Below are 21,244 nucleotides of genomic sequence, written 5' to 3'. Positions count from 1 at the left end.
CCGGACCGCGGGGCCGGACGTCGCGGTCCGTGCCCGACGTTCGGACACCTGGCCTCATGATCTCGGCCCCGGGACGGCGCCCGCGGGACCTGCGGGACCGAGGTCGCGCCTCGCCGCGGGAGGTGGGGGAGACTGGGCCCATGAGCTCCGCCGACCTGCCCGTTCCCGTCCCGCCCCGGATCCTGGACCGCGCCGTGCCGGCGGACCGGCCCGCGGCGCAGCGGCACGATCTCGGCCGGTACCTGCGCCAGATGCGACTGCCGCAGCTGGGCGAGACCGGTCAGCGCCGCCTCGCCGGGGCGCGGGTCGCGGTGATCGGTGCGGGCGGGCTCGGCGCCCCGGCCCTGACCTATCTCGCGGCGGCGGGGGTCGGCGAGATCACCCTGTTCGACCCCGACACCGTCGACGCGACGAACCTGCACCGGCAGGTGCTGTTCACCGAGGCGGATCTCGGCCGGTCCAAGGCCGTCGCCGCCGCCGAGCACCTGCGCGCCCGGTCCCCGCAGGTCACGGTGCGCGCCGTGGTCGAGACCCTCACCCCCGCGAACGCCCTCGAGCTCCTCCCGGGCCACGACCTCGTCCTGGACGGGACCGACAACTTCCCCACCCGCTATCTCGCCTCCGACGCCTGCGAGATCCTCGACCTGCCGCTGGTGTGGGGCTCGATCCTCGCCTTCTCCGGACAGGTCAGCGTGTTCTGGGGCGCAGGCGGGCGCGGCGTCACCTATCGCGACGTCCACCCCGTCCCGCCGCGGCCCGGCGAGGTGCCCAGCTGCGCGGAGGCCGGGGTGCTCGGGATGCTCTGCGGCGTGATCGGCTCGACCATGGCGATGGAGGCCGTGAAGGTGCTCGCCGGGATGGGCGACGTGCTCTTCGGTCGACTCGCCCTCTACGACGCGCTGCGCGCCCGGTGGGACGAGCTGCCGCTGGCCCGGGACCCGCAGCGCCTGCCGGTCACGGAGATCGAGGACGTGATGCTCACCTGCGGGCTGCCGGGGCCGACGGGCCCCGCCCGCGACGAGGTCACCGCCGCGGAGCTGCCAGCCCTGCTCGCGGCCGGGGCGCGGGTGATCGACATCCGCGAGGAGCGGGAGCTGGCCGAGGGCGGCATGATCGCCGGCGCCGAGCACGTCCCGATGGGCGAGCTGCTGCGCGGTGCCGATCACGAGGTCGCGGGCGCGGTGCTGTACTGCGCGGCGGGAACGCGCTCGGCGAGCACGCAGAGGGCTCTCGCCGAGCGGGGGATCCAGGTGCGCTCGCTCGCGGGCGGCTTCGACGGGCTGGCCGGCAGCGGGGTCGAGATCCAGCGGCTCTGACACGGCCCGGCAGGGTGCGACCCCGACCCGAGCTCAGCTGTCGGGAAGTACCCGGGCTCAACCGCCGGGCAGGAGGCGAGCTCAGCCGCCGGCGAAGGGAGGGAGCACGTCCACGCGGGTGCCGCGACCGAGCGCACGATCGTGATCGGTGCAGGCCACGCCGTCGACCAGGAGGCTCGACCGGCCGATCACCCGGGCCGCCTCCGGGGAGGCGCCGGCGGTGAGGGCCTGGACGAGCTCGCCCACGGTGCGGGCGCGCACGGTCGCGTCGTCGGCCCCGAACTCGGCGGCCGCGCCCGCGAAGAGGCGCACCGCGATCTCGGGCGCGGCGATCTCGGTGGCACGGGTGTCGGTCATCGGGTCCTCCTCATCCGCCGATCGCGCTCATCGGGCGCTCCGGCTGCACGAAATCGGCCCGGTCCATGCCGTGGCCGGCCTTCTTGCCCCACTGGGCGGCGCGCCAGATGTCGGCGATCGCCTCATCGTCCGCTCCCGAGCGGAGCGCCGTGCGCAGGTCGGTCTCCTCGCGGGAGAACAGACAGGTGCGCACGCGGCCCTCGGCGGTCAGGCGGGTGCGGCGGCAGTCGGCGCAGAAGGGGCGCGTCACCGAGGCGATGATCCCCACCCGGCCCCGGTGCAGGCCGGTGGCGCGGTCGGAGACCTCGTACAGCTCGGCGGGTGCGCCGTCGCGCGGCTCGGCGACCGGGGCGAGCGCGTAGCGGGGCGCGAGCATCTCGTGCACGTCCCCGGCGGTGATCATCGTCGAGCGCTCCCAGCGGTGGTCCGCGTCCAGCGGCATCTGCTCGATCACCCGCAGCTGCAGGTCCCGTTCGAGGCACCAGTCCAGCAGGTCGGGCAGCTCGTGGTCGTTGATCCCGGGCATCAGGACGGCGTTGACCTTGATCGGGTCCAGGCCCGCCGCGCGCGCCCCGTCGATCCCGGCGAGCACACGGTGCAGCAGGGGCCTGCGGGTGAGGCGCTCGAAGGTCTCCGAGACCACCGAGTCGAGCGAGACGTTGATCCGGTCGAGCCCCGCTTCCCGCAGCCGCTCCGCGCGATGGTCCAGGCCGATCGCGTTGGTGGTCAGGGAGATGTCGGGGCGGCGCTCGAGGGAGGCGACCCCGGAGATGATCTCCTCGAGATCGGGCCGGGTCAGCGGCTCCCCACCGGTGAAGCGCACCTGCTGGATGCCGAGCCGCTCCACCCCGATGCGCACCAGGCGCACGATCTCCTCGACCGAGAGCAGCTGGTCCTTCTTGAGGAACACCATCCCCGACTCGGGCATGCAGTAGGTGCAGCGCAGGTTGCAGAAGTCCGTCAGCGACAGGCGCAGGTCCGTGGCCTCGCGTCCGAAGCGGTCCGCGAGCGCCGGGGTGTCCGGTCGGTCGGTGGTGTCCGGGAGCGCGCCAGCCGCCTCGTCGGTGCGGCGCGGCACCGGGATGCCGAGGGAGACCCGTCGAGACGACATGCGCGCACCTCCTGCTCAGCGGCCCGGCAGCTCCGGGGGGTCCCTCCAGGATAGGACGGCTCGGCGGGACGGGGGCGGGACTTCGGGGTGGGACCGGGCACGGGCTCGACACGGACCGGGCGTCGGCTGGGCACGGACCGGGCATCGGCGAGTGCTTCTCGCGCACGGGGCGGTCGGGCAGCGGCGGTCGCGAGCGCCATACTGGAGGGACCAGGACAGGCCGATGACGCACAGCAGAGGGAGGCCCGAGAGATGACCGGTGCGCAGCGCAGCCCGCTCGCCGACCACGTGGCCGACGCCGTCGCACTGCTCGCCGCCGTGCGGGCGACAGAGCCGGTCGCGCTGGACGGCAGGGCCGTCGGCCGCGTCGCCGCCCGGCCGCTGCGCTCGCACGTGGACGTGCCCGGGGTGGACAACTCGCAGATGGACGGCTTCGCCGTCGCGTCGACCGATCTCGCGGGCCCCGACGCCGCGGTGACGCTCCCGCTCGGGCCGACGATCGCGGCCGGCGACGCGCCGGGCCGGCTCGAACCCGGGCAGGCGCGGCCGATCATGACCGGTGCGCCGGTCCCGGACGGCGCGGACCTCGTGGTCCCGGTCGAGGAGAGCGCCCAGGGGCGCTTCGACACCGGCGGCGCGGGGGCCGAGGGAGGCGGAGCGAGTGCCCGAGGAGCGGACGCCGCGCGCGGCACGGACCCGGCGACCGTGACGCTCACGCCGGCCGATGCCGCACCGGGCCGCTTCGTGCGCCGCCGCGGCTCCGACACCCACCGCGGCGACACCGTGCTGCGCGAGGGGCAGATGCTCACCCCCGCACGGATCGCGCACCTCGCCGCCTGCGGCCTGGGCGAGGTCGAGGTGGGTGCGCCGGTGCGGGTCGTGGTGCTCTCGACCGGTTCCGAGGTGCGCGGTCCCTCGGGTGCGGAGCCCGCCCCCGGCACCCTCCATGACGCGAACGGACCCGGACTCGCCGCCGCGCTCACCGAGGCGGGCGCCGAGGTGGTCCACCGCGGCGCCGTGCCCGACGACGCGACGCTGCTGCTGGAGCGACTGCGCGACGAGGTCCTCGCGCACGACGCCGACCTGATCGTCACCAGCGGCGGCGTGAGCATGGGCGCCTTCGAGGTGGTGCGCCACGCCGCCGATCTGCCCGGGACGACCCTCGCCTTCCCCACCCTCGCGATGCAGCCCGGCGGCCCCCAGGGCATCGGCACCCTCGAGGTGGACGGGCGGCGCGTGCCCTGGCTCGCCTTCCCCGGCAACCCCGTCTCCGCGCTGCTGAGCTGCGAGCTGATCGCCCGCCCCGCCCTCGGCGCCCCGCCGCGCCGACGGCTGCGCCTGCCCGTCCGCCTGGAGGCCGAGGAGTCCTCGCCCGAGCACCTGGAGCAGTACCGTCGAGCGCGGGTCCTGCCCTCGGGCGCCGTGCGTCTGGTCGGCGGCGCGTCCTCGCACCTCATCGGCGGGTACGCAGCGGCCGATGCGCTCGCGATCGTCCCCGTCGGCGCCGCCGTCGTGCGCGACGGCGACCTGCTCGAGACCCTGCTGATCCCCGGAGGAGACTCATGACCACCGCCCCCGACCCTGCCGGCCGGTCGACCGCCGCGGGCGAGCTCTCGCACGTGCGGGCCGACGGCACCGCCCACATGGTCGACGTGACCGCCAAGCAGGTCACCTCCCGCGAGGCGACCGCCCGCGCCGTCCTCGTCACCCGCGAGGACGTGGTGGCCCGGATCGCGAGCGGCGACCTGCCCAAGGGCGAGGCGCTCGCCACCGCGCGCCTGGCCGGGATCATGGGCGCCAAGCGCACCGCCGAGCTGATCCCGCTGTGCCACCCGCTGCCGCTGACCGGCATCGAAGTCGACCTAGACCCGCGCGGGGACCGCGTCGAGATCACCGCGACCGTGCGCACCAAGGGCGTCACCGGCGTCGAGATGGAGGCGCTGACCGCAGCGAGCACCGCCGCGCTGACCCTCTACGACATGATCAAGGCCGTGGACCACCTCGCCGTCATCGAGGAGATCCGGGTGCTCGCGAAGTCCGGCGGCAAGAGCGGGGACTGGCGCCGCGAGGAACCGCGACGACCGCGCGCGACAGGCGATGACCGCGCATGATGAGCGATGACTGCGCGCCACGAGCGATGACGCAGGAGGAGGAACGATGAGGCAGATGCCCGCCCAGCGCACCGACGAGGACTGCGCGGTGCGCGAGGACCCGGATGCGCCGCCGCTCCTGCACGGCAGCGCCCGGATCATCATCGCCTCGACCCGCGCGGCCGACGGCACCTACGAGGACCGCACCGGCCCGCGGCTCGAGCGATGGCTGTGCGGGCGGGGCCTTGCCCCCGTCGAGAAGCAGGTGGTGGCCGACGGCCCCGAGGTGGGCCGCGCGCTCGCCGAGGCGATCGCCGACGGCGTCGACGTGGTCATCACCTCCGGCGGCACCGGCATCAGCCCCAACGACGTCACCCCCGAGCAGACCGCGCCGCTGATCGAGCGGGAGATGCCCGGGATCCTCGAGGCCGTGCGCCGCCGGGGCGAGTCGGCGAAGGCCACCGCCCTGCTCAGCCGCGGCATCGCCGGGATGGCGGGACGGAGCTTCGTGGTGAACCTGCCGGGCTCCCGCGGCGGGGTGAAGGACGGCATCGCCGTGATCGACCCGCTGCTGGACCACCTGCTCGAGCAGCGCGACGGAGGGGACCACGGGCCGGAGGGCGGGGCGAGGGCCGATGGGTCCGACGACTCGGCCCGCGCCGCCACGACCACGGCGGCGATGAGCGAGACCGACCCGATCGCGGAGGCGACGGACCCGGCGACCCCGTCGGACCAGGCCGACCCGACCCGCGGGACGACCACCTTCCCGGCGGACGGCACCGACGAGCGCGGCGACGCCCAGGCCCAGGGGCTGCGGATCGCGGGAGACCCCGCGATGGGGGAGGCTCCGCAGCGGGTGCGGCATGCCGCGGTCGGCACCGAGGAGATCACCGTGGCCGCCATGGCGGCAGCCGTCGCCGACCCGCGCTGCGGCGCCGTGGTCACCTTCGACGGCGTGGTGCGCGACCACGACGGCGGGCGCGGCGTGGACCGGCTCGAGTACACCTCCCACCCCTCCGCCCCCGCCGTGATCGCCCAGGTCGCCGCCGAGATCGCGGAGCGCTACCCGGACGCTCTCGTCGCGGTCGCCCATCGCGTCGGGCCCCTCGCCATCGGGGACTCCGCCCTCGTGTGCGCGATCGCGGCCCCGCACCGCAAGCAGGCCTTCATCGCCTGCGACGAGCTCGTGGACACCGTCAAGCAGCGCGTCCCGATCTGGAAGCACCAGGTCTTCGACGACGGCGCGAGCGAATGGGTGGGGGCGCTGGGCTGAACCCGGTCGACTCCGACACCTGCGCGACACCTGCGGCCGCTACCGTTCCCGGCATGCGCATCCTGCACCTGACCGACACGCACCTCTACGGCGACCGGGACGCCCGCCACTACGACCGGATCGACACCACCGCCGCCCTGCGCGGCCTCCTGGCCCGTCTGGAGGGCCTTGCGGACATCGACGCCGTGGTCCACACCGGCGACGCCTCCGAGGACGGCACCGCCGAGAGCTACCGACTGCTCCACGAGATCCTCGACCCCTTCGCCGCCGCTCTCGACGCGCCGCTCGCGATCGTCATGGGCAACCACGACGTCTCCGCCGTCTACGGCGAGGCGGTCGCCCCGGGCGAGCGGACCGCGCCGAGCCAGGACCGGGTCGTGCCGCTCGCCGGTGGGGCCCGCGTGGTCGTGCTCGATTCGAGCGTCCCCGGCGCCGGCTACGGCCACCTCGATCCCGAGCAGCTGGACTGGCTGCGCGGAGTCCTCGCCGAGCCCGCGCCCGGCGGGACCGTGCTCGCGATCCACCACCCTCCGCTCGTCGCGGCGACCCCGCTGCTGCGCGGCCTCGACCTCGACGGGCTCGACGAGCTCGCCGCCGGGCTCGGCGGCTCTGACGTGCGGATCGTGCTCTCGGGCCACTACCACCACGAGATGACCGGCGAGATCGCCGGGATCCCGGTGCACGTCGCCCCCGGGATCACCAACGTGGTCGACCCCGTCGGAGCGGGCGCGGACGAGCAGTCGCTCGCTCTGTCCGGCGTGAGCCTGGTGGAGCTCGGGGAGGGGGCGCCGCGCGTGGTCAGCTCGGTGTTCCCGAACGCCGGCGACACCCTCGCCGATGCGGAGCGCCCGGTCTACCGCTTCACCCCCGATCAGGTCGCGCAGATCCTCGAGGCCGCCGGGCGCTGAGCGGCGGGACCTCGCCCGGCCGCTCCGGGGCCGGACACGGAGCGTCCTGGCGGCCGCGCCTTGCACGACGCCCCTGCAGGCACTGCCTGCAGGGGCGTCGTCGGCGGCGGCGCGAGGCGCCCGCCGGGGAGATCAGTAGCCGAAGCCGTAGGGCCGGATGCCCTGGGAGCCGTGACGGGCGACGGAGGCGGTGGCATCGGCGCGATGGTCGCGGTGCGTGCCCGTCTCGACGATGTGCTGCGCGAGCTGGTCGTCGCGGCGACGGAGGGCGGAGCGGAGGGTGCGGATGAAGGCCATGGAGGATCTCCTCGGGTTCGGAGGGGCGTGAGCGTTGCGGACGGGCCCTGGATCGCAGGTGCGCCGTCGGTCTCGACATCCCCAGTCCTATCGCGCGCGGGGCGTGGCGTCACGCCTTCGGGGACGACAAGTTATCGGGTTCACAAGAAGGGTGTGACCTGGGCATCCCTCGAGCCGCTCGGGGTGAGGGGCGGGTGACGAGAAAGCCGTGGCCTTCGAGCTCGGACCCTCGAGGCCGACCCCCAGGGGTTCGCGCAGCCCCAGGAGCGGAGCAGCCGAAGGAGCGGAGTTGGAGACGCGGCAGTCGGCTCGTCGTCAGCTCCATCGCCGCGCTCCCCGGGATCGCGGCGCCGGTGGAGCCGGGGAAGGTCGTGTGCGGGCGCGGCTCTCTCCTGGCGCGTGGCCTGCGGCGACGCGCGCAGCGCGACGCATCGAGCCGACACCCGGCCCAGATTTAGCACTCGCCTTGCGTGAGTGCCAGCCCTCGTCCTACAGTGGGCGCCGTTGGCAGTCGACGGCAGAGAGTGCCAGAAGCTGCTACGAGGGACCCGCCCCGGTCGGCACCGCGACGACGATCGGACCCGGGACCCGACCCCGAACTCATACAGAGTCAGTCTCTTCATGAAGGAGTGAGCCGCATGTCGGTCTCCATCAAGCCCCTCGAGGACCGCGTCGTCGTCAAGCCGCTCGAGGCGGAGCAGACCACCGCCTCCGGCCTGGTCATCCCGGACACCGCGAAGGAGAAGCCCCAGGAGGGCGAGGTCGTCGCCGTCGGCGCCGGTCGCTTCGACGACAAGGGCGAGCGTGTCCCCATGGACGTCAAGGTCGGCGACAAGGTCGTCTTCTCCAAGTACGGCGGCACCGAGCTCAAGTACGGCAACGAGGAGTTCCTGGTCCTCGGCGCGCGCGACATCCTCGCGATCATCGAGGCCTGATCCATGGCCAAGGAGATCCTGTACAACGAGGACGCGCGCCGCGCGCTCGAGCGGGGCGTGGACAAGCTCGCCAACACCGTCAAGGTGACGCTCGGGCCCAAGGGCCGCAACGTCGTCCTCGACAAGAAGTGGGGCGCCCCCACCATCACCAACGACGGCGTGACCATCGCCCGTGAGATCGAGCTCGAGGATCCCTACGAGAACCTCGGCGCTCAGCTCACCAAGGAGGTCGCGACCAAGACCAACGACGTGGCCGGCGACGGCACCACGACTGCCACCGTCCTCGCCCAGGCCATCGTGCACGAGGGCCTGCGCAACGTCGCCTCGGGCGCGGCGCCCGCCGCCCTCAAGCGCGGCATCGAGAAGGCCGTCGAGGCGCTCTCCGAGAAGCTCGGGGAGATCTCGACCCCGGTCGACGGCAAGGCCCAGATCGCGTCGGTCGCCTCGGTCTCGAGCCAGGACCGCGAGATCGGCGACCTGCTCGCCGAGGCCTTCGACAAGGTCGGCAAGGACGGCGTCATCACGGTGGAGGAGTCCTCCACCACCGCGATGGAGCTCGACTTCACCGAGGGCATGCAGTTCGACAAGGGCTTCATCTCCCCGCACTTCGTCACCGACGCGGACCGCCAGGAGGTCGTCCTCGAGGACGCGCAGGTGCTGCTGCACCAGGGCAAGATCTCGGCCGTGGCCGACATCCTGCCGCTGCTCGAGAAGGTGGTGGAGGGCGGCAAGCCGCTGTTCATCATCGCCGAGGATGTCGACGGCGAGGCCCTGTCCACGCTGGTCGTCAACAAGATCCGCGGCGCCTTCAAGGGTGCGGCCGTCAAGGCTCCCGCCTTCGGCGACCGCCGCAAGGCCATGCTCCAGGACATCGCCGTGCTCACCGGCGCCCAGGTCATCACCTCCGACCTCGGCCTGGATCTCAAGACCGTCGACACCGACGTGCTCGGCCATGCCGGTCGCGTCGTCGTCACCAAGGACTCCACCACCATCGTGGGCGGGGCCGGCGACGACCAGGCCGTGGCCGATCGCGTCGCGCAGATCCGTGCCGAGATCGAGAACACCGACTCCGACTGGGATCGCGAGAAGCTCCAGGAGCGCCTCGCGAAGCTGGCCGGCGGCGTGTCCGTGATCAAGGTCGGGGCTCACACCGAGGTGGAGCTCAAGGAGAAGAAGATGCGCATCGAGGACGCGGTCTCCGCGACCCGCGCTGCCATCGAGGAGGGAATCGTCGCCGGCGGCGGCTCCGCCATCGTGCAGGCGTCCTCCGTCCTGGTCGACGACCTCGGCCTGACCGGTGACGAGGCCGTGGGCGTGCGCGCCGTGGCCCGTGCGGTCGTCGAGCCGCTGCGCTGGATCTCCGAGAACGCGGGCCTCGAGGGCTACGTCGTCGTGGAGAAGGTCAAGGAGGCGCAGGTCGGCACCGGCCTGAACGCCGCGACCGGCGAGTACGTCGACCTGGTCTCCGCCGGCATCATCGACCCGGTCAAGGTCACCCGCTCCGCCCTGCGGAACGCGGCCTCGATCGCGGGCATGGTGCTGACCACCGAGACCCTGGTCATCGAGAAGAAGGACGAGGACGAGGAGGCCTGATCCCCCTAGTCGACGATCGGCGTCCGCCGATCGCGTCCGACCCGACGGGGCGGGCGGTGCGGGCAGCCCCGCGCCGCCCGCCCCGTCGTCGTGCGCGCGGGGCCACGCCCTTCGGCCGGCCCGCGCCCGAGGAGACCGACCTGCCCGCGACAGGCGCGAGGAGCGCGAGGGGGCCCGGCCGCACGGCCCTCCCATGACGTGCCCGTCGGCCCTGGTCCCACCAGGGCCGACGGACACGTCCGTTCCTCGGGTCAATCCCCTCGCCGGTCCTGTGCGAGTCCTAAGATGAGCGGACCCGGCCGGGATGCGCCGGGACCGTCCTTGGAACGAGAGTCGGAGGAGCAGTGGTGACGAGCACGCCGGACACGCTGCCCCCAGCCGCCGGAGGGGACCTCCCCACGCGGACCTACGGGCCGCCCGCGGCTGTGGTGATCGGGGCGCTGATCATCGGCCTCGTGTTCGCGGTCGTGCTCGAGTTCCTCGTGATCATCAGCTTCGTCGGGCAGCGGCTCTGGCGCCATCCGGAGCTCATGCACGATGCCCTGTTCACCCTCCCGCTGGTGCTGTGGGTGCTGGTCGCCGTCGTCTCGAGCGTGATGACCCTGCGGGTGGTGACTTTGTGGCTGCAGCTGGACGAGGACGGCTTCCAGCTGCGCAGCCTCTTCCGGCCCACGCGCAGGGCCCGCTGGGACGAGGTCGGCTCCGTGATCGCGGTGCGGGACATCGCCCGCGGCTCCGGTCCCTCGGAGATGCTCGACCCGCCGGAGACCGCCTACGACGGCGTCTACGTGCTGGACCACCAGGGCCGACGGCTCCTCGCCGTCTCGAGCCGCTTCTTCGGCGAGAGGGCGCAGCGGATGGCGCTGCAGCGGGCACGCGAGGCGGGGATCCGCATCGAGCACATCGATGCGATCACCCCCGCCGAGCTGAGGCGCGAGGCCCCGCAGGCGCTGACCTTCGTGGACCGCCACCCCACGCTGCTGCTGTTCGCGCTGCTGGCGTTCTACATCGGCCACAACGTGCTGACCTTCGCCGTGTGGGGGCTGTGACGCCGCAGGGCCCGACGTCGACCGGGCGGTCGGCGGCCGGCTTGCCGAAGGAGGGCCCGTCGGGCGGGGCGCCGTCGGGCGCAGGGCCGACGGACGGGGCGCGGACGGGCGGGCCGGGGGAGGGGCGCGGGCCCGGCCGCGCCGCCCGCCGCCGCGCCCGCCGGCTCCCGCCCCCGCTGCCGCAGCGGGACGGTCTGGACGCGGTGCGCTGGCTCGTGCCGAAGGACGCTCCCGTCGGACCGGCGGCCTCGATGCTCCTCGCACGTTTCCCCGCCCTTGCGGACCCGGCCGCCACGCCGCTGGCCGAGCGCTTCGCCGCCGGGGAGGTGGTCGACGCCCGCGGGCGCGCGTGGGCGGCCGACGATGCCGTCGGCGCCGGCGACGAGCTGTGGTTCCACCGCGAGCTGCGCCCGGAGGAGGTGCCGGCCGAGCCGCTGCCGATCCTCTTCCGCGACGAGCACCTGCTGGTGATCGACAAGCCCCATGACGTGGCGACCATGCCGCGCGGCGCCCATGTGCTCGCCAGCGCCCTGGTCCGCCTGCGCCGCGACACGGGGATCGAGCAGCTGGTGCCGCTGCACCGCCTGGACCGTCGCACCGCCGGGGTGCTCGCCTTCGGGGTGCGTCCCGAGGAGCGCAGCGCCTATCAGCAGCTCTTCGCGAGGCGAGAGGTCGACAAGCGCTACGAGGCGCTCGTGCTGCCCGGCCCCGGGTGCACGCTGCCGCAGGAAGTCGGGGAGCGGACCGAGCTCGCGGACCGGATGGAGAAGTGCCGTGGGGAGCTCACCGCGAGGATCGTGCCCGGCGCGCCGAACGCGCACACCGAGCTCGAGGTGCTCGCCGCGGGCGACTCCGAGGGGGACGGCCCCGCGAAAGATAGGGCGCTGCTGCTGGGGCTGCGCCCCCGCACCGGACGCACTCACCAGCTGCGCCTCCAGCTCTCCTCACGCGGCGCCCCGATCGCCGGGGAGGACCTCTACCCCGAGCCCTCCCCGGAGCCGGCCGGGCCGCTCCAGCTGCTGGCCCGCTCGCTCGCCTTCACCGATCCGGTGACCGGTGGGACGAGGGAGTTCCGCAGCGGGCAGCTGCTCGGGGGCCTCGCCCCGGGCGAGCCCCCAGGCACCTGACCGTACGCTGGTCATCGTGAGCACGACCCCGCCCGCGGACCCCGCCCCGACCGTCCCCGCCCCGCGGCGCACCCGCACCGGCGAGGTGCTCGTCGGCCCCTCGGTCCGTGGCCGCTACCTGCCCGGCGCGCTGATCGGACTGCCGCTGGTCTCCCTGCTGCTGAGCCCCTTCGCCGGCGCGGGATTCCAGCAGTGGCGGATCTCCCGGCTCCGGGACGGGCACGACGGGCTGCTCGAGCAGCTGCTCGCCCCGGCCTGGACCCAGCTGCTGCTCGGCGCGCTCGCCCTCTGGGCCCTGTTCGCGCTGTGGGCGCTGGTGCCGCTGCTGCTGACCCGCACCGTCGTGCTCCTCGACGAGCAGGCGCGCACCCTGCGCCTGCGCAAGGGGCTGCGCACCCGCGACCGCGCCGCGCTCGGCGAGGTCGAATACGCGGTGGGGGAGGCGGTGCGCGGCAGCCTCGGGCTGATCGGCGTGCGCGCGCCGGAGCAGCAGGAGGTGCGGCAGTGGGTCGTGCCGGAGATCGGCTGGGACGCCGCCTCCTTCGACGGGCTGCGCGTCCTGCAGGCCGCGGCGGGATTCCGTCCGGCGCCGCCGCGCGAGGTGCTCGTGCGCGAGGAGCGGCGCGGCCGCGTCGAGGCGGCGCATCGTGAGCTCGCCGCCCGCCTCGGCATGCCCTGGCGGGAGGAGTACGCGCACGACGAGGACGCCTTCCAGGCCGAGTTCGACCGGGTGCGACGGGTGCTCGGCGGGCGGGAGGAGCCCCGGGACGGCGATCCGCGCCCCTGAGACGACCGCACCCCGGCGGCGTCCTGGAGGACGCGGCCGGGGTGCGGGGCGCAGGAGCCGCGTCGGCGGGCTGCGGGCGGTGCGCCGCCGAGGCAGGGGCCTCAGAACATCGCGCGCAGCACCAGCACGACCGCCGCGCCGATGCCTGCGGCGGCGGGCAGGGTGATGATCCAGGCGAGGAAGATCGGCCGCATGAGCCGCCAGTTCGCGGCGTGGTTGACGATGCCGACGCCGAGCACTGCGCCGATCAGGATGTGCGTGGAGGAGACGGGCAGGCCCAGCACCGAGGCGAGCAGCACGATCGTCGCCGCCGCCAGCTCCGCGGCGAAGCCGGAGGAGGGGTGCATCGCGGTCAGGCCGGTGCCGACGGTGTGGATCACCTTGCGGCCCACGAACCACAGACCCGAGACCAGCGCGATGCCGAAGGCGATCAGGGCGGCGGTGGGCACCGCGGCCTCCGCGCCGATCTGCCCGGTCTTCAGCACGTCGAGGACCGCCACGAAGGGGCCGATCGCGTTGGCGATGTCGTTGGCGCCGTGGGAGAAGGCGAAGGCGCAGGCGGTGAACACCTGCATCCAGCTGAACATGATGAAGGTGGCGCGCGAGATCGACTGCTTCTTCAGGGCGCGCGCGAAGATCGTCGTCGCCATCCACACCCCGAGCGCGAGCATGACCAGCATCAGCACGCCGCCGCCGACGGAGATGTTCAGCCCCACGTTGTCCAGGCCTTTGAACACCAGCATCGCGGCCAGCAGCATTGCGGCGCCGGCGGCCAGCGGCGGGACCCGCTTCTCCAGGGCGTGGTAGGCGGCCTTGCGCTCCACCTTGCGGGCCGCCTTGCGCTCCTTCTTGGTGAGGTTCGCGGAGGCCTCGATGAGCTCGGCGCCGGGGCCGCCCGGGGTGAGGTCCAGCGCCGCGGACTCGGCGAAGGCGGACTGCTGCAGCTCGGTCATGCGCTCGGAGGCGGGCACGTGGCGCTGCCACGACTCGTCCGCGTCGTCTTCCTCATCGTCGTCGTCCTCGTCGTCCTCGTCGTCCTCCGCGTCGTCGTAGCCGCGGGAGCCGAGCGCGATCGCGCGGGCGGCGGGGGCGAGGATCCGGCGCTTGATCGCCCCGAACAGGAGGAAGGAGGCGATGCCGCCCAGCAGCGGGGAGAGGATCCAGGACACGGCGATCTTCCCGATCTCACCCCAGTGCACCATGGCGAAGCCGCCGGTGCCCGTGACCAGGCCGGTCGTCACCGCCGCGCCGACGATGCCGCCGATGATCGCGTGCGTGGTGGAGACCGGCCAGCCCATCCTGGTCGCCAGCAGCAGCCACACCGCGGCGCCCAGCAGGGCCGACATCATGATCAGCGCGAAGGCGAGCGGGTCGATCGCCATCCCCTCGAGGTCCACGATGCCGCTGCGCACGGTCTCGGTGACGGAGCCGCCGGCGAGCACGGCGCCGGAGACCTCGAAGACCGCCGCGACGACGAGCGCCTGCTTCATGGTCAGGGTGCCGGCGCCGACGCTCGTGCCGAAGGAGTTCGCGACGTCGTTGCCGCCGATGTTGAACGCCATGAACAGCCCGAACGCGATCGCGAGGATCAGCAGGAAGGCGTTGACGTCGGTGCCGGTGTGGGTGAAGGCCCAGATCGTGAACGCGACCACGGTCGCGAGGGTCATCAGCCCGGCACCGACGTGCCAGTTGCGGTCGGGACCGAGGAAGCCCTTGGTCACTGGGGCGTCGGTCGAGTCCTGGGCGGAGGTGCGTGCCATCGTCGCGTTCCCGGGGTGAGGAGGGGCGGGGGGAGGGGCGCGGGAGCCGGACGGCCCTCGCGCGCCGCGGCCACTCTAGGCCCAGAAGTGTCCTCGTGGTGACATCGGGGTGAACTCCCGGGGTGGGGCCGGGTCGCGGACGTGGCCGTTCCCACGTCGGACGGCCTGCCCGCCCCGGTTCTCCGGGACGTAGCATTTCTGCATGACGAGCGCGGATCCCTTCGGTTTCATCGGCCTGACCTACGACGACGTCCTGCTGCTTCCCGGGGAGACCGACGTGATCCCCTCCGAGGCGGACACCTCCTCCCGGCTCACCAGGGAGATCACCCTCAAGCTCCCCCTCGCCAGCGCCGCGATGGACACCGTGACCGAGTCGCGGATGGCGATCGCGATGGCCCGCCACGGCGGCATCGGCATCCTCCACCGCAACCTCTCCATCGAGGACCAGGCCCACCAGGTCGACCTCGTCAAGCGCACCCAGACCGGCCGCATCACGAACCCCGTCACGATCGGCCCCGAGGCGACCCTCGAGGACTTCGACGCCCTGTGCGGCCAGTTCCGGGTCTCCGGCCTCCCCGTCGTCGACCAGGGCCAGCGCCTGCTGGGCATCTGCACCAACCGCGATCTGCGCTTCATCCCCGTCGCCGAGTGGTCCACCACCCGCGTCGCCGACGTGATGACCACCGAGCTGTTCACCGCGCCGGAGGACGTCACCCCCGAGCAGGCCACCGCCCTGCTGCGCAGGAACAAGCGCGAGCGCCTCCCGCTGATCGACGCCGAGGGCCGCCTGACCGGGCTGATCACCGTGAAGGACTTCGTGAAGTCCGAGCAGTTCCCCGACGCCTCCAAGGACAGCCAGGGCCGCCTCCTCGTCGGCGCGGGCGTCGGCTTCTTCGGCGACTCCCTCGAGCGCGCCGGCCAGCTGCGCGACGCCGGCGCCGACGTGCTCGTCGTCGACACCGCCAACGGCCACGCCCGCCTGGCGCTGGAGATGATCCGCACCCTGAAGAACGACCCCTGCTTCGCCGACGTCCAGATCATCGGCGGCAACGTCGCCACCCGCGAGGGCGCACAGGCGCTCGTCGACGCAGGTGCCGACGCTGTCAAGGTCGGCGTGGGCCCCGGCTCCATCTGCACCACCCGCGTGGTCGCCGGCGTCGGCGTCCCGCAGGTCACCGCGATCCACGAGGCCGCCAAGGCCTGCGGCCCCGCGGGCGTGCCGCTGATCGGCGACGGCGGCCTGCAGTACTCCGGCGACATCGCCAAGGCGCTCGTCGCCGGCGCCGACACCGTCATGGTCGGCTCCCTGCTGGCCGGCACCGAGGAGTCCCCGGGCGAGGTCGTGCTCGTCGGCGGCAAGCAGTACAAGGCCTACCGCGGCATGGGCTCGCTCGGCGCGATGTCCTCGCGCGGCAAGAAGTCCTTCTCCAAGGACCGCTACTTCCAGGCCGACGTCCCCAGCGACGACAAGATCGTCCCCGAGGGCATCGAGGGCCGAGTCTCCTACAAGGGGCAGCTCGGCTCCGTCGTCCACCAGCTCATCGGCGGGCTGCACCAGTCGATGTTCTACGTCGGCGCGAACACCGTGCCCGAGCTGAAGGAGCGCGGGAAGTTCGTGCGCATCACCGCGGCCGGGCTCAAGGAGTCGCATCCCCACGACATGGCCGCGATCATGGAGGCCCCGAACTACTCCTCGCTCTGAGCGAGGCCGCCGGGCTCGTCGCGCCGACGTCATCGGGCACCCGGCGGTGCTGCGCTCCGTCGGCCGGCGGCCCGGTCACTCCTGCGTGATGGTGGTGTCCCCCTGCGTGCTGGTGGCGTCGGCCGTCGGGTCCGTGCCGTGCTCGTAGCCGATCAGCCACAGCACCCCGTAGCGGTCGCGGACCTGGCCGTCGGAAGCGCCCCAGTCGCGCCGCTGCAGCGGGTCGACCACGTCGCCTCCCTCGGCGAGCGCCGCGAACCAGGTGCGCAGCGTGGTGGGCTCGGCCGCACCGAGCAGCGCGACCATGAGCCCGCGGGCGGAGAACGGCTCGTCGTGCTCGCCCGCGTCGGAGACGTACAGGTCCACCGCACCGCTCAGCGTGCCGTGGGCGACCGCGGAGCCGGGGCCGTCGGTCCGACCGAACTCGGCATAGGTCGCGGTCGAGGTCTCCCCGCCGAAGACCCCCTGGTAGAACTCGAGCGCCTCGGCGGCGGTGCCGGGCAGGTGCAGGTACAGGGCGGGAGCGGTCATCGGGTCTCCTCGAGGTCGGGAAGCGGGGCGTGCCCCGTGATCATTCCTCCCCACGGCCCTCACGTCCACAGCGCTCGCCGTGCGGGACGGACCACGGGCGCCGGGCTCTAGTCTTGAGGGCATGAGCACCCCCTCCTGGATCGACGCCCCGCTGCTGGGCTTCGACACCGAGACCACCGGCACGAACGTCGAGCGGGACCGGATCGTCACGGTCGCGCTCGTGCACTCCGTCGGCCCCGGCCGCGAGAACGAGACCGTCGCGACCTGGCTGATCGACCCGGGGGTGGAGATCCCCGAGCCCGCCCAGCGCGTGCACGGGATCAGCACCGAGCACGCCCGCGAGCACGGCATGCAGCCCGCCGAGGCGCTCGACGAGGTCGCGGGCATGATCGTCGAGGCGCTCGGGAAGGACGTGCCGCTGGTCGCCTTCAACATCGGCTTCGACCTGGCGATCCTCGAGAACGAGCTGACCCGCCGGGGCCTGCCCACGCTCGTCCAGCGGCTCGGCCACGACATCGCGCCCGTGATCGACGGGCTCGTCATCGACCGCGGCGTGGACCGCTACCGCAAGGGCAAGCGCACCCTCACCGACGTCCTCGCCCACTACGGCCTCGAGCAGGACGGTCGCCTCCACACCGCCGACGTCGACGTCTCCGCCACCCTGGACGTGGTCCGCGCGATCGCCGCGAAGTACCCGCAGGTCGCCTCCTCCGCCCTCGCGGAGCTCCACCGCGAGCAGGTGGGCTGGCATGGGCGCTGGGCCGAGGGAATGAACGAGTGGCTCACGAAGAAGGGCAGGACCCCGGACGTGAACACCGCCTGGCCGCTGTGACGATCCGGGGCGGTGTCCCTCCCCGGCGGCCGGCCCGCCGCGGTCCCCGGGATCGGTAGACTCCCCGGTGTGATGAGCGAGATCGAGATCGGCCGCAACAAGCGGGGACGCCGCAGCTACAGCTTCGACGACGTGGCGGTGGTCCCCTCCCGACGCACCCGGGACCCGGAGGACGTCTCCACCGCCTGGCAGGTGGACGCCTACCACTTCGACATCCCGATCTTCGCCGCCCCGATGGACTCCCTGATGTCCCCGGAGACCGCGATCGCGCTCGGCGAGCACGGCGGACTCGGCGTGCTGGATCTCGAGGGGCTGTGGACCCGCTACGAGGACCCCTCCGCGCAGTTCGACCGGATCGCCGCCGCCTCCGAGGAGGGCGTGGTCGAGGTGATGCGCAGAGTCTACGAGGAGCCGATCAAGCCCGAACTGATCCGCGACCGCATCCAGCAGCTGCGCGACGCGGGCGTGACCGCGGCCGGCTCCCTCTCCCCGCAGCGCACCCAGGAGCACTGGAAGACGGTCGTGGACGCGGGCGTGGATCTGTTCTTCATCCGCGGCACCACCGTCTCCGCCGAGCACGTCTCCACCGGCCGCGAGCCGCTGAACCTCAAGCGGTTCATCTACGAGCTCGACGTCCCCGTCATCGTCGGTGGCTGCGCGACCTACACCGCGGCCCTGCACCTGATGCGCACCGGCGCCGCGGGCGTGCTCGTCGGCTTCGGCGGCGGCGCCTCGCAGACCACCCGCGAGACCCTCGGCATCCAGGTCCCGCTGGCCAGCGCCGTCGCCGACGTCGCCGCCGCCCGCCGCGACTACATGGACGAGTCCGGCGGCCGCTACGTGCACGTCATCGCCGACGGCGGCCTGGGCCGCAGCGGCGACCTGGTCAAGGCGATCGCCTGCGGCGCCGACGGCCTGATGGTCGGCGCGGCCCTGGCCCGCGCCGAGGAGGCGCCCGGCCGCGGCCACCACTGGGGCAGCGAGGCGCACCACCCCACGCTCACCCGCGGCCACCGCGTCCCCGTCGGGACCGTCGCCCCGCTCGAGCAGATCCTCTTCGGCCCGTCGATCTCCGCCGACGGCACCACCAACCTCGTCGGCGCGCTGCGCCACGCGATGGCGACCACCGGCTACCTCGACCTCAAGGAGTTCCAGCGGGTCGAGGTCGTCACCACCGTCTGAGACGACCACGGGGATGACAGCTCCCGCGGCGAGGAGGGGTCGCCGTCCGCTCATCGTGCTCGGCCTCGGGCTCGTCGGCGTCGCCGTCGTGATGCTGCTGCTGTACGGGCCGTTCCACGGTGCGGACTACGAGGCACCGGGCTGGTACCTGCACCGGTTCCTCGCATCCCTGATGAGCAGCGGCGCGCAGGCCTCCGGCCTCGACATGCTCCATCGGCTCGCCTCCTGGGCGAGGTACGACTTCGTGCCGCTGCTGATCGTGGTGCTCGTGCTGATCATGGCCGTGCTGCCCGCTGCCGTCGCGCTCGGCCGACGGCCCCGGCACGACGAGGCCGCCGGTGCCGGGCGTCTGCAGGACGATTCGCGCGCGGACGACGCCCGGGCGACGCGCCCCGGCACGACGGACTCCCGGACGGGCCGCGCGCGTGAGGGCGGTGCCCGGGGCCGGAGGCCGCGCTCCGGGAGGCGGGGCCGTGACCGGCTCGGCTCCCTCGTCTTCTCCGACGACGGCAGCATCGGCGTGGCCGGTGCTGCGCCGGGGGAGGGGCTCGGGCTCGGGATCGCCGAGCTGCGAGGCCTCGCGGACGAGGCCGGACTGCCCTGGCACACCCGCTACGAGACCGAGGGCGGGGCGCGGGGCTTCCTCGAGATCCTGCGCGCACGCCGGGACGGGCCGACGAAGGTCCGCCGGGCGGCGGGGACCGCGGCGGCGGCCGCGACGGCGACGGCAGCGACGGTGACCGAGGTGGGGGAGTCCGCGCCCGTCGAGCGCTCCGACGCGGTGCCTTCCGATCCCGAGGCGTCCGCCCCTGTCGGCGGGGAGGCGACGGTCTCCTCGGATCCGGCAGCATCCGATCACGCGCTGTGGAGCCCCGGCGACATCGGCTCGGTCTACACCCCCACCACCCTGTACAGCTCCGGACAGGGCGGCGAGGACGCGACGGACGACCTCTCCGATGACGACGGCGACCGGGAGGAGGGGCGATGAGCGACGAGGAGATGACCGAGGAGGACAAGCGCCTCGAGGCGAAGCTGCGGCGCAGCTACTTCCTGTTCGCAGCCGCGTTCTTCCTCGCGCTGTGGATCCTCACCTCCCAGGACCACTGGGCGCTGCGGCCGGGCCTGCTGGGGTTCTCGATCCGCTGGGTGGTCGACCTCGGCTCCGGTCTGATCCCGCTCACCCTCGCCCTGGGGCTCGTGGTCCAGGTGCCCCTGCTCCTGCTGCGTCGGCCCCGCCGCGCGGACGCGACGGAGGCGACGCGGAGCAGGAGGGGCGTGCTCGCTCCCGCGCCCGTGACGGCGAGGGAGCGGGACGGTCCGAGGGCTCCGAGCGCATCGCCTCCGCGAGGGATCTCCCGGGTGCGGTGCACGACGGGGAGGCCGACAGGGAGCGGGAGCGTCTGCGGATCCCCGGCGGGACATTCCGCGAGCTCGGCGCGCAGCACCGCTGGGAGATGGCGGAGGCGCTCCACATCACCTGGCGCGACGAGTTCGTCCACGACCATCAGGGCTGGGCCGTCGCCTGCCTCGAGGCCGCGCAGCGACGCGCCACGGACCCCCTCGGCTGAGCGGCGAGGAGGCACCCCTGCGACGGACTGCCGCGCCGTTGCGCGACGCGAGCTCCTCGCGTCGGGATCCCTGCGAGATCTCGAGCTGCAGGCTCCTCGGCGCAGGAGCTCAGGCGGAGCGCACCAGCGCGATGATCCCCCAGATCGTCATCACCAGCGCGATGAGGCCGAGCACCACGGGCAGGAGCACGCCGATCCCGAGGCTCACCAGGATGCCTCCCATCCCCGCGTCCCAGAGGGCGATGGCCTCGGTGCCCGTGCAGGTCACGCTCACCTCCTGATCGCCGTAGACCTGCACGTCGTAGAGGTCGTAATAGGGCTCGCCGTCCACGCTCCCCACTGAGACATCCTGGGCCTCCGACGGCGAGACGGAGATGTCCGCGCCCTCGATCTCGCAGCTCGTCGTGCCGTGGTCGTCCGCAGGCGCGGCGATCGTGTACATCGACCAGGAGGAGGCCTGGAAGGTGTCCCCGGAGGGGTCCAGCGGCGTCATCTCGGTGTTCCCGGCGATGACCATCGCACTGCCGATGAGCGCCGCGACGATCGGCATCACGACGAGCCCGACGGCGTTGGCGACGAGCCCGAGCGCGCCGAAGACAGTGCGCTTCACCCCACGACGGCGACGGCGCGGGGCCGGGGCGTAGCTGTGGGCAGGGCCGTAGGCAGGCGGATAGGTCATCGGTTCCCCCTCAGGACGCATGGATGCGAAGCACAGGATATCCAGCGAAGCGGCTGACCGGCGCCCTCCGACCGGGGCGGCTCGTCGCGCTCGACGAGAGCGCCGTCGTGCGAGTGAGCCCTGTCGCGCGGCGGCGGCGCCTGGCAC

21 protein-coding genes are annotated in these 21,244 nt (G+C 73.5%); 15 read left to right on the top strand and 6 right to left on the bottom strand.

Annotated features, from left to right (window positions below; translation table 11 throughout):
• Positions 1 to 140 precede the first annotated feature (140 nt).
• Positions 141 to 1,316: a ThiF family adenylyltransferase gene (locus DS079_RS02680; RefSeq protein ID WP_126984696.1), complete on the top strand. Its 1,176-nt coding sequence runs from the start codon at positions 141 to 143 to the stop codon at positions 1,314 to 1,316.
• Positions 1,317 to 1,397: 81 nt separating this feature from the next.
• On the opposite strand, the gene DS079_RS02675 is transcribed toward DS079_RS02680, so the two are convergent.
• Together DS079_RS02675 and moaA are read right to left on the bottom strand one after the other, a co-directional pair.
• Positions 1,398 to 1,673, bottom strand: a complete 276-nt coding sequence (locus DS079_RS02675; protein ID WP_126984695.1) for a MoaD/ThiS family protein — start codon at positions 1,671 to 1,673, stop codon at positions 1,398 to 1,400.
• 10 nt (positions 1,674 to 1,683) lie between these two features.
• Positions 1,684 to 2,784, bottom strand: a complete 1,101-nt coding sequence (moaA, locus tag DS079_RS02670) for a GTP 3',8-cyclase MoaA (RefSeq protein ID WP_126984694.1) — start codon at positions 2,782 to 2,784, stop codon at positions 1,684 to 1,686.
• A gap of 252 nt (positions 2,785 to 3,036) precedes the next feature.
• Here moaA and DS079_RS02665 point away from each other — a divergent pair, with 252 nt between their 5' ends.
• From DS079_RS02665 to DS079_RS02650, 4 genes are read left to right on the top strand one after another with little or no spacing between them, the layout of a single operon-like run.
• Positions 3,037 to 4,350 carry a molybdopterin molybdotransferase MoeA gene (locus tag DS079_RS02665; protein ID WP_126984693.1) on the top strand — a complete coding sequence of 438 codons (1,314 nt, stop codon included), beginning with the start codon at positions 3,037 to 3,039 and terminating at the stop codon, positions 4,348 to 4,350.
• Positions 4,347 to 4,895 carry a cyclic pyranopterin monophosphate synthase MoaC gene (gene moaC / locus DS079_RS02660; protein ID WP_126984692.1) on the top strand — a complete coding sequence of 183 codons (549 nt, stop codon included), beginning with the start codon at positions 4,347 to 4,349 and terminating at the stop codon, positions 4,893 to 4,895. The genes DS079_RS02665 and moaC overlap by 4 nt, the downstream gene beginning before the upstream one ends.
• A gap of 46 nt (positions 4,896 to 4,941) precedes the next feature.
• The gene (locus tag DS079_RS17310; protein ID WP_126984691.1) at positions 4,942 to 6,147 is read left to right on the top strand and encodes a molybdenum cofactor biosynthesis protein MoaE; all 1,206 of its coding nucleotides are present in this window, start codon (positions 4,942 to 4,944) and stop codon (positions 6,145 to 6,147) included.
• A 53-nt stretch (positions 6,148 to 6,200) separates the two neighbouring features.
• Positions 6,201 to 7,055: a metallophosphoesterase family protein gene (locus tag DS079_RS02650; RefSeq protein WP_126984690.1), complete on the top strand. Its 855-nt coding sequence runs from the start codon at positions 6,201 to 6,203 to the stop codon at positions 7,053 to 7,055.
• Positions 7,056 to 7,187: 132 nt separating this feature from the next.
• On the opposite strand, the gene DS079_RS17005 is transcribed toward DS079_RS02650, so the two are convergent.
• Complete coding sequence (locus DS079_RS17005; protein ID WP_164736073.1) at positions 7,188 to 7,352, bottom strand: hypothetical protein; 165 nt, start codon at positions 7,350 to 7,352, stop codon at positions 7,188 to 7,190.
• A gap of 638 nt (positions 7,353 to 7,990) precedes the next feature.
• Between DS079_RS17005 and groES the strand changes: the two genes are divergently transcribed.
• The 5 genes from groES to DS079_RS02625 all read left to right on the top strand — a co-directional run bounded on the left by groES (position 7,991) and on the right by DS079_RS02625 (position 12,843).
• Positions 7,991 to 8,287, top strand: a complete 297-nt coding sequence (gene groES, locus DS079_RS02645) for a co-chaperone GroES (RefSeq protein WP_010551191.1) — start codon at positions 7,991 to 7,993, stop codon at positions 8,285 to 8,287.
• A 3-nt stretch (positions 8,288 to 8,290) separates the two neighbouring features.
• Complete coding sequence (gene groL / locus DS079_RS02640; protein ID WP_010551192.1) at positions 8,291 to 9,880, top strand: chaperonin GroEL; 1,590 nt, start codon at positions 8,291 to 8,293, stop codon at positions 9,878 to 9,880.
• Between the two features lie 347 nt (positions 9,881 to 10,227).
• Positions 10,228 to 10,929 (top strand): hypothetical protein, encoded by a 702-nt coding sequence (locus tag DS079_RS02635; RefSeq protein WP_126984689.1) that lies wholly within the window; start codon positions 10,228 to 10,230, stop codon positions 10,927 to 10,929.
• A gap of 251 nt (positions 10,930 to 11,180) precedes the next feature.
• Entirely contained in the window at positions 11,181 to 12,056 is an 876-nt protein-coding gene (locus DS079_RS02630) for a pseudouridine synthase (protein WP_241237519.1), read from the top strand.
• Positions 12,057 to 12,072: 16 nt separating this feature from the next.
• Entirely contained in the window at positions 12,073 to 12,843 is a 771-nt protein-coding gene (locus DS079_RS02625; protein WP_126984688.1) for a hypothetical protein, read from the top strand.
• A 101-nt stretch (positions 12,844 to 12,944) separates the two neighbouring features.
• Here the strand turns inward: DS079_RS02625 and DS079_RS02620 are convergent, their stop codons facing one another.
• Entirely contained in the window at positions 12,945 to 14,603 is a 1,659-nt protein-coding gene (locus DS079_RS02620; RefSeq protein ID WP_126984687.1) for an inorganic phosphate transporter, read from the bottom strand.
• 202 nt (positions 14,604 to 14,805) lie between these two features.
• On the opposite strand from DS079_RS02620, the gene guaB reads away from it, so the two are divergent.
• Positions 14,806 to 16,305 carry an IMP dehydrogenase gene (guaB, locus tag DS079_RS02615; protein ID WP_126984686.1) on the top strand — a complete coding sequence of 500 codons (1,500 nt, stop codon included), beginning with the start codon at positions 14,806 to 14,808 and terminating at the stop codon, positions 16,303 to 16,305.
• 75 nt (positions 16,306 to 16,380) lie between these two features.
• Here guaB and DS079_RS02610 read toward each other — a convergent pair whose 3' ends face one another.
• Positions 16,381 to 16,836 (bottom strand): VOC family protein, encoded by a 456-nt coding sequence (locus tag DS079_RS02610; protein ID WP_053917913.1) that lies wholly within the window; start codon positions 16,834 to 16,836, stop codon positions 16,381 to 16,383.
• A 121-nt stretch (positions 16,837 to 16,957) separates the two neighbouring features.
• Between DS079_RS02610 and DS079_RS02605 the strand changes: the two genes are divergently transcribed.
• The 4 genes from DS079_RS02605 (at position 16,958) to DS079_RS02590 (ending at position 20,418) form a co-directional block, all read left to right on the top strand.
• A complete protein-coding gene (locus tag DS079_RS02605; protein ID WP_126984685.1) occupies positions 16,958 to 17,668 on the top strand; it encodes an exonuclease domain-containing protein in 711 nt (236 codons plus the stop codon).
• A gap of 72 nt (positions 17,669 to 17,740) precedes the next feature.
• Positions 17,741 to 18,850, top strand: coding sequence for a GuaB3 family IMP dehydrogenase-related protein (locus DS079_RS02600; RefSeq protein WP_010551200.1), 1,110 nt, complete (start codon positions 17,741 to 17,743; stop codon positions 18,848 to 18,850).
• Positions 18,851 to 18,863: 13 nt separating this feature from the next.
• On the top strand, positions 18,864 to 19,838 hold the full coding sequence (locus tag DS079_RS02595) for a hypothetical protein (protein WP_126984684.1): 975 nt from the start codon (positions 18,864 to 18,866) through the stop codon (positions 19,836 to 19,838).
• 376 nt (positions 19,839 to 20,214) lie between these two features.
• Positions 20,215 to 20,418, top strand: a complete 204-nt coding sequence (locus DS079_RS02590) for a hypothetical protein (protein WP_126984683.1) — start codon at positions 20,215 to 20,217, stop codon at positions 20,416 to 20,418.
• A 109-nt stretch (positions 20,419 to 20,527) separates the two neighbouring features.
• Here DS079_RS02590 and DS079_RS02585 read toward each other — a convergent pair whose 3' ends face one another.
• Positions 20,528 to 21,097, bottom strand: coding sequence for a hypothetical protein (locus tag DS079_RS02585; protein ID WP_126984682.1), 570 nt, complete (start codon positions 21,095 to 21,097; stop codon positions 20,528 to 20,530).
• Positions 21,098 to 21,244 lie beyond the last annotated feature (147 nt).

This window comes from Brachybacterium paraconglomeratum, from assembly GCF_003994255.1.
Classification (GTDB): Bacteria; Actinomycetota; Actinomycetes; order Actinomycetales; family Dermabacteraceae; genus Brachybacterium; species Brachybacterium conglomeratum.
The sequence above is the reverse complement of the archived record's forward strand: the minus strand, read 5'-3'. Positions and strand labels throughout refer to the sequence as shown.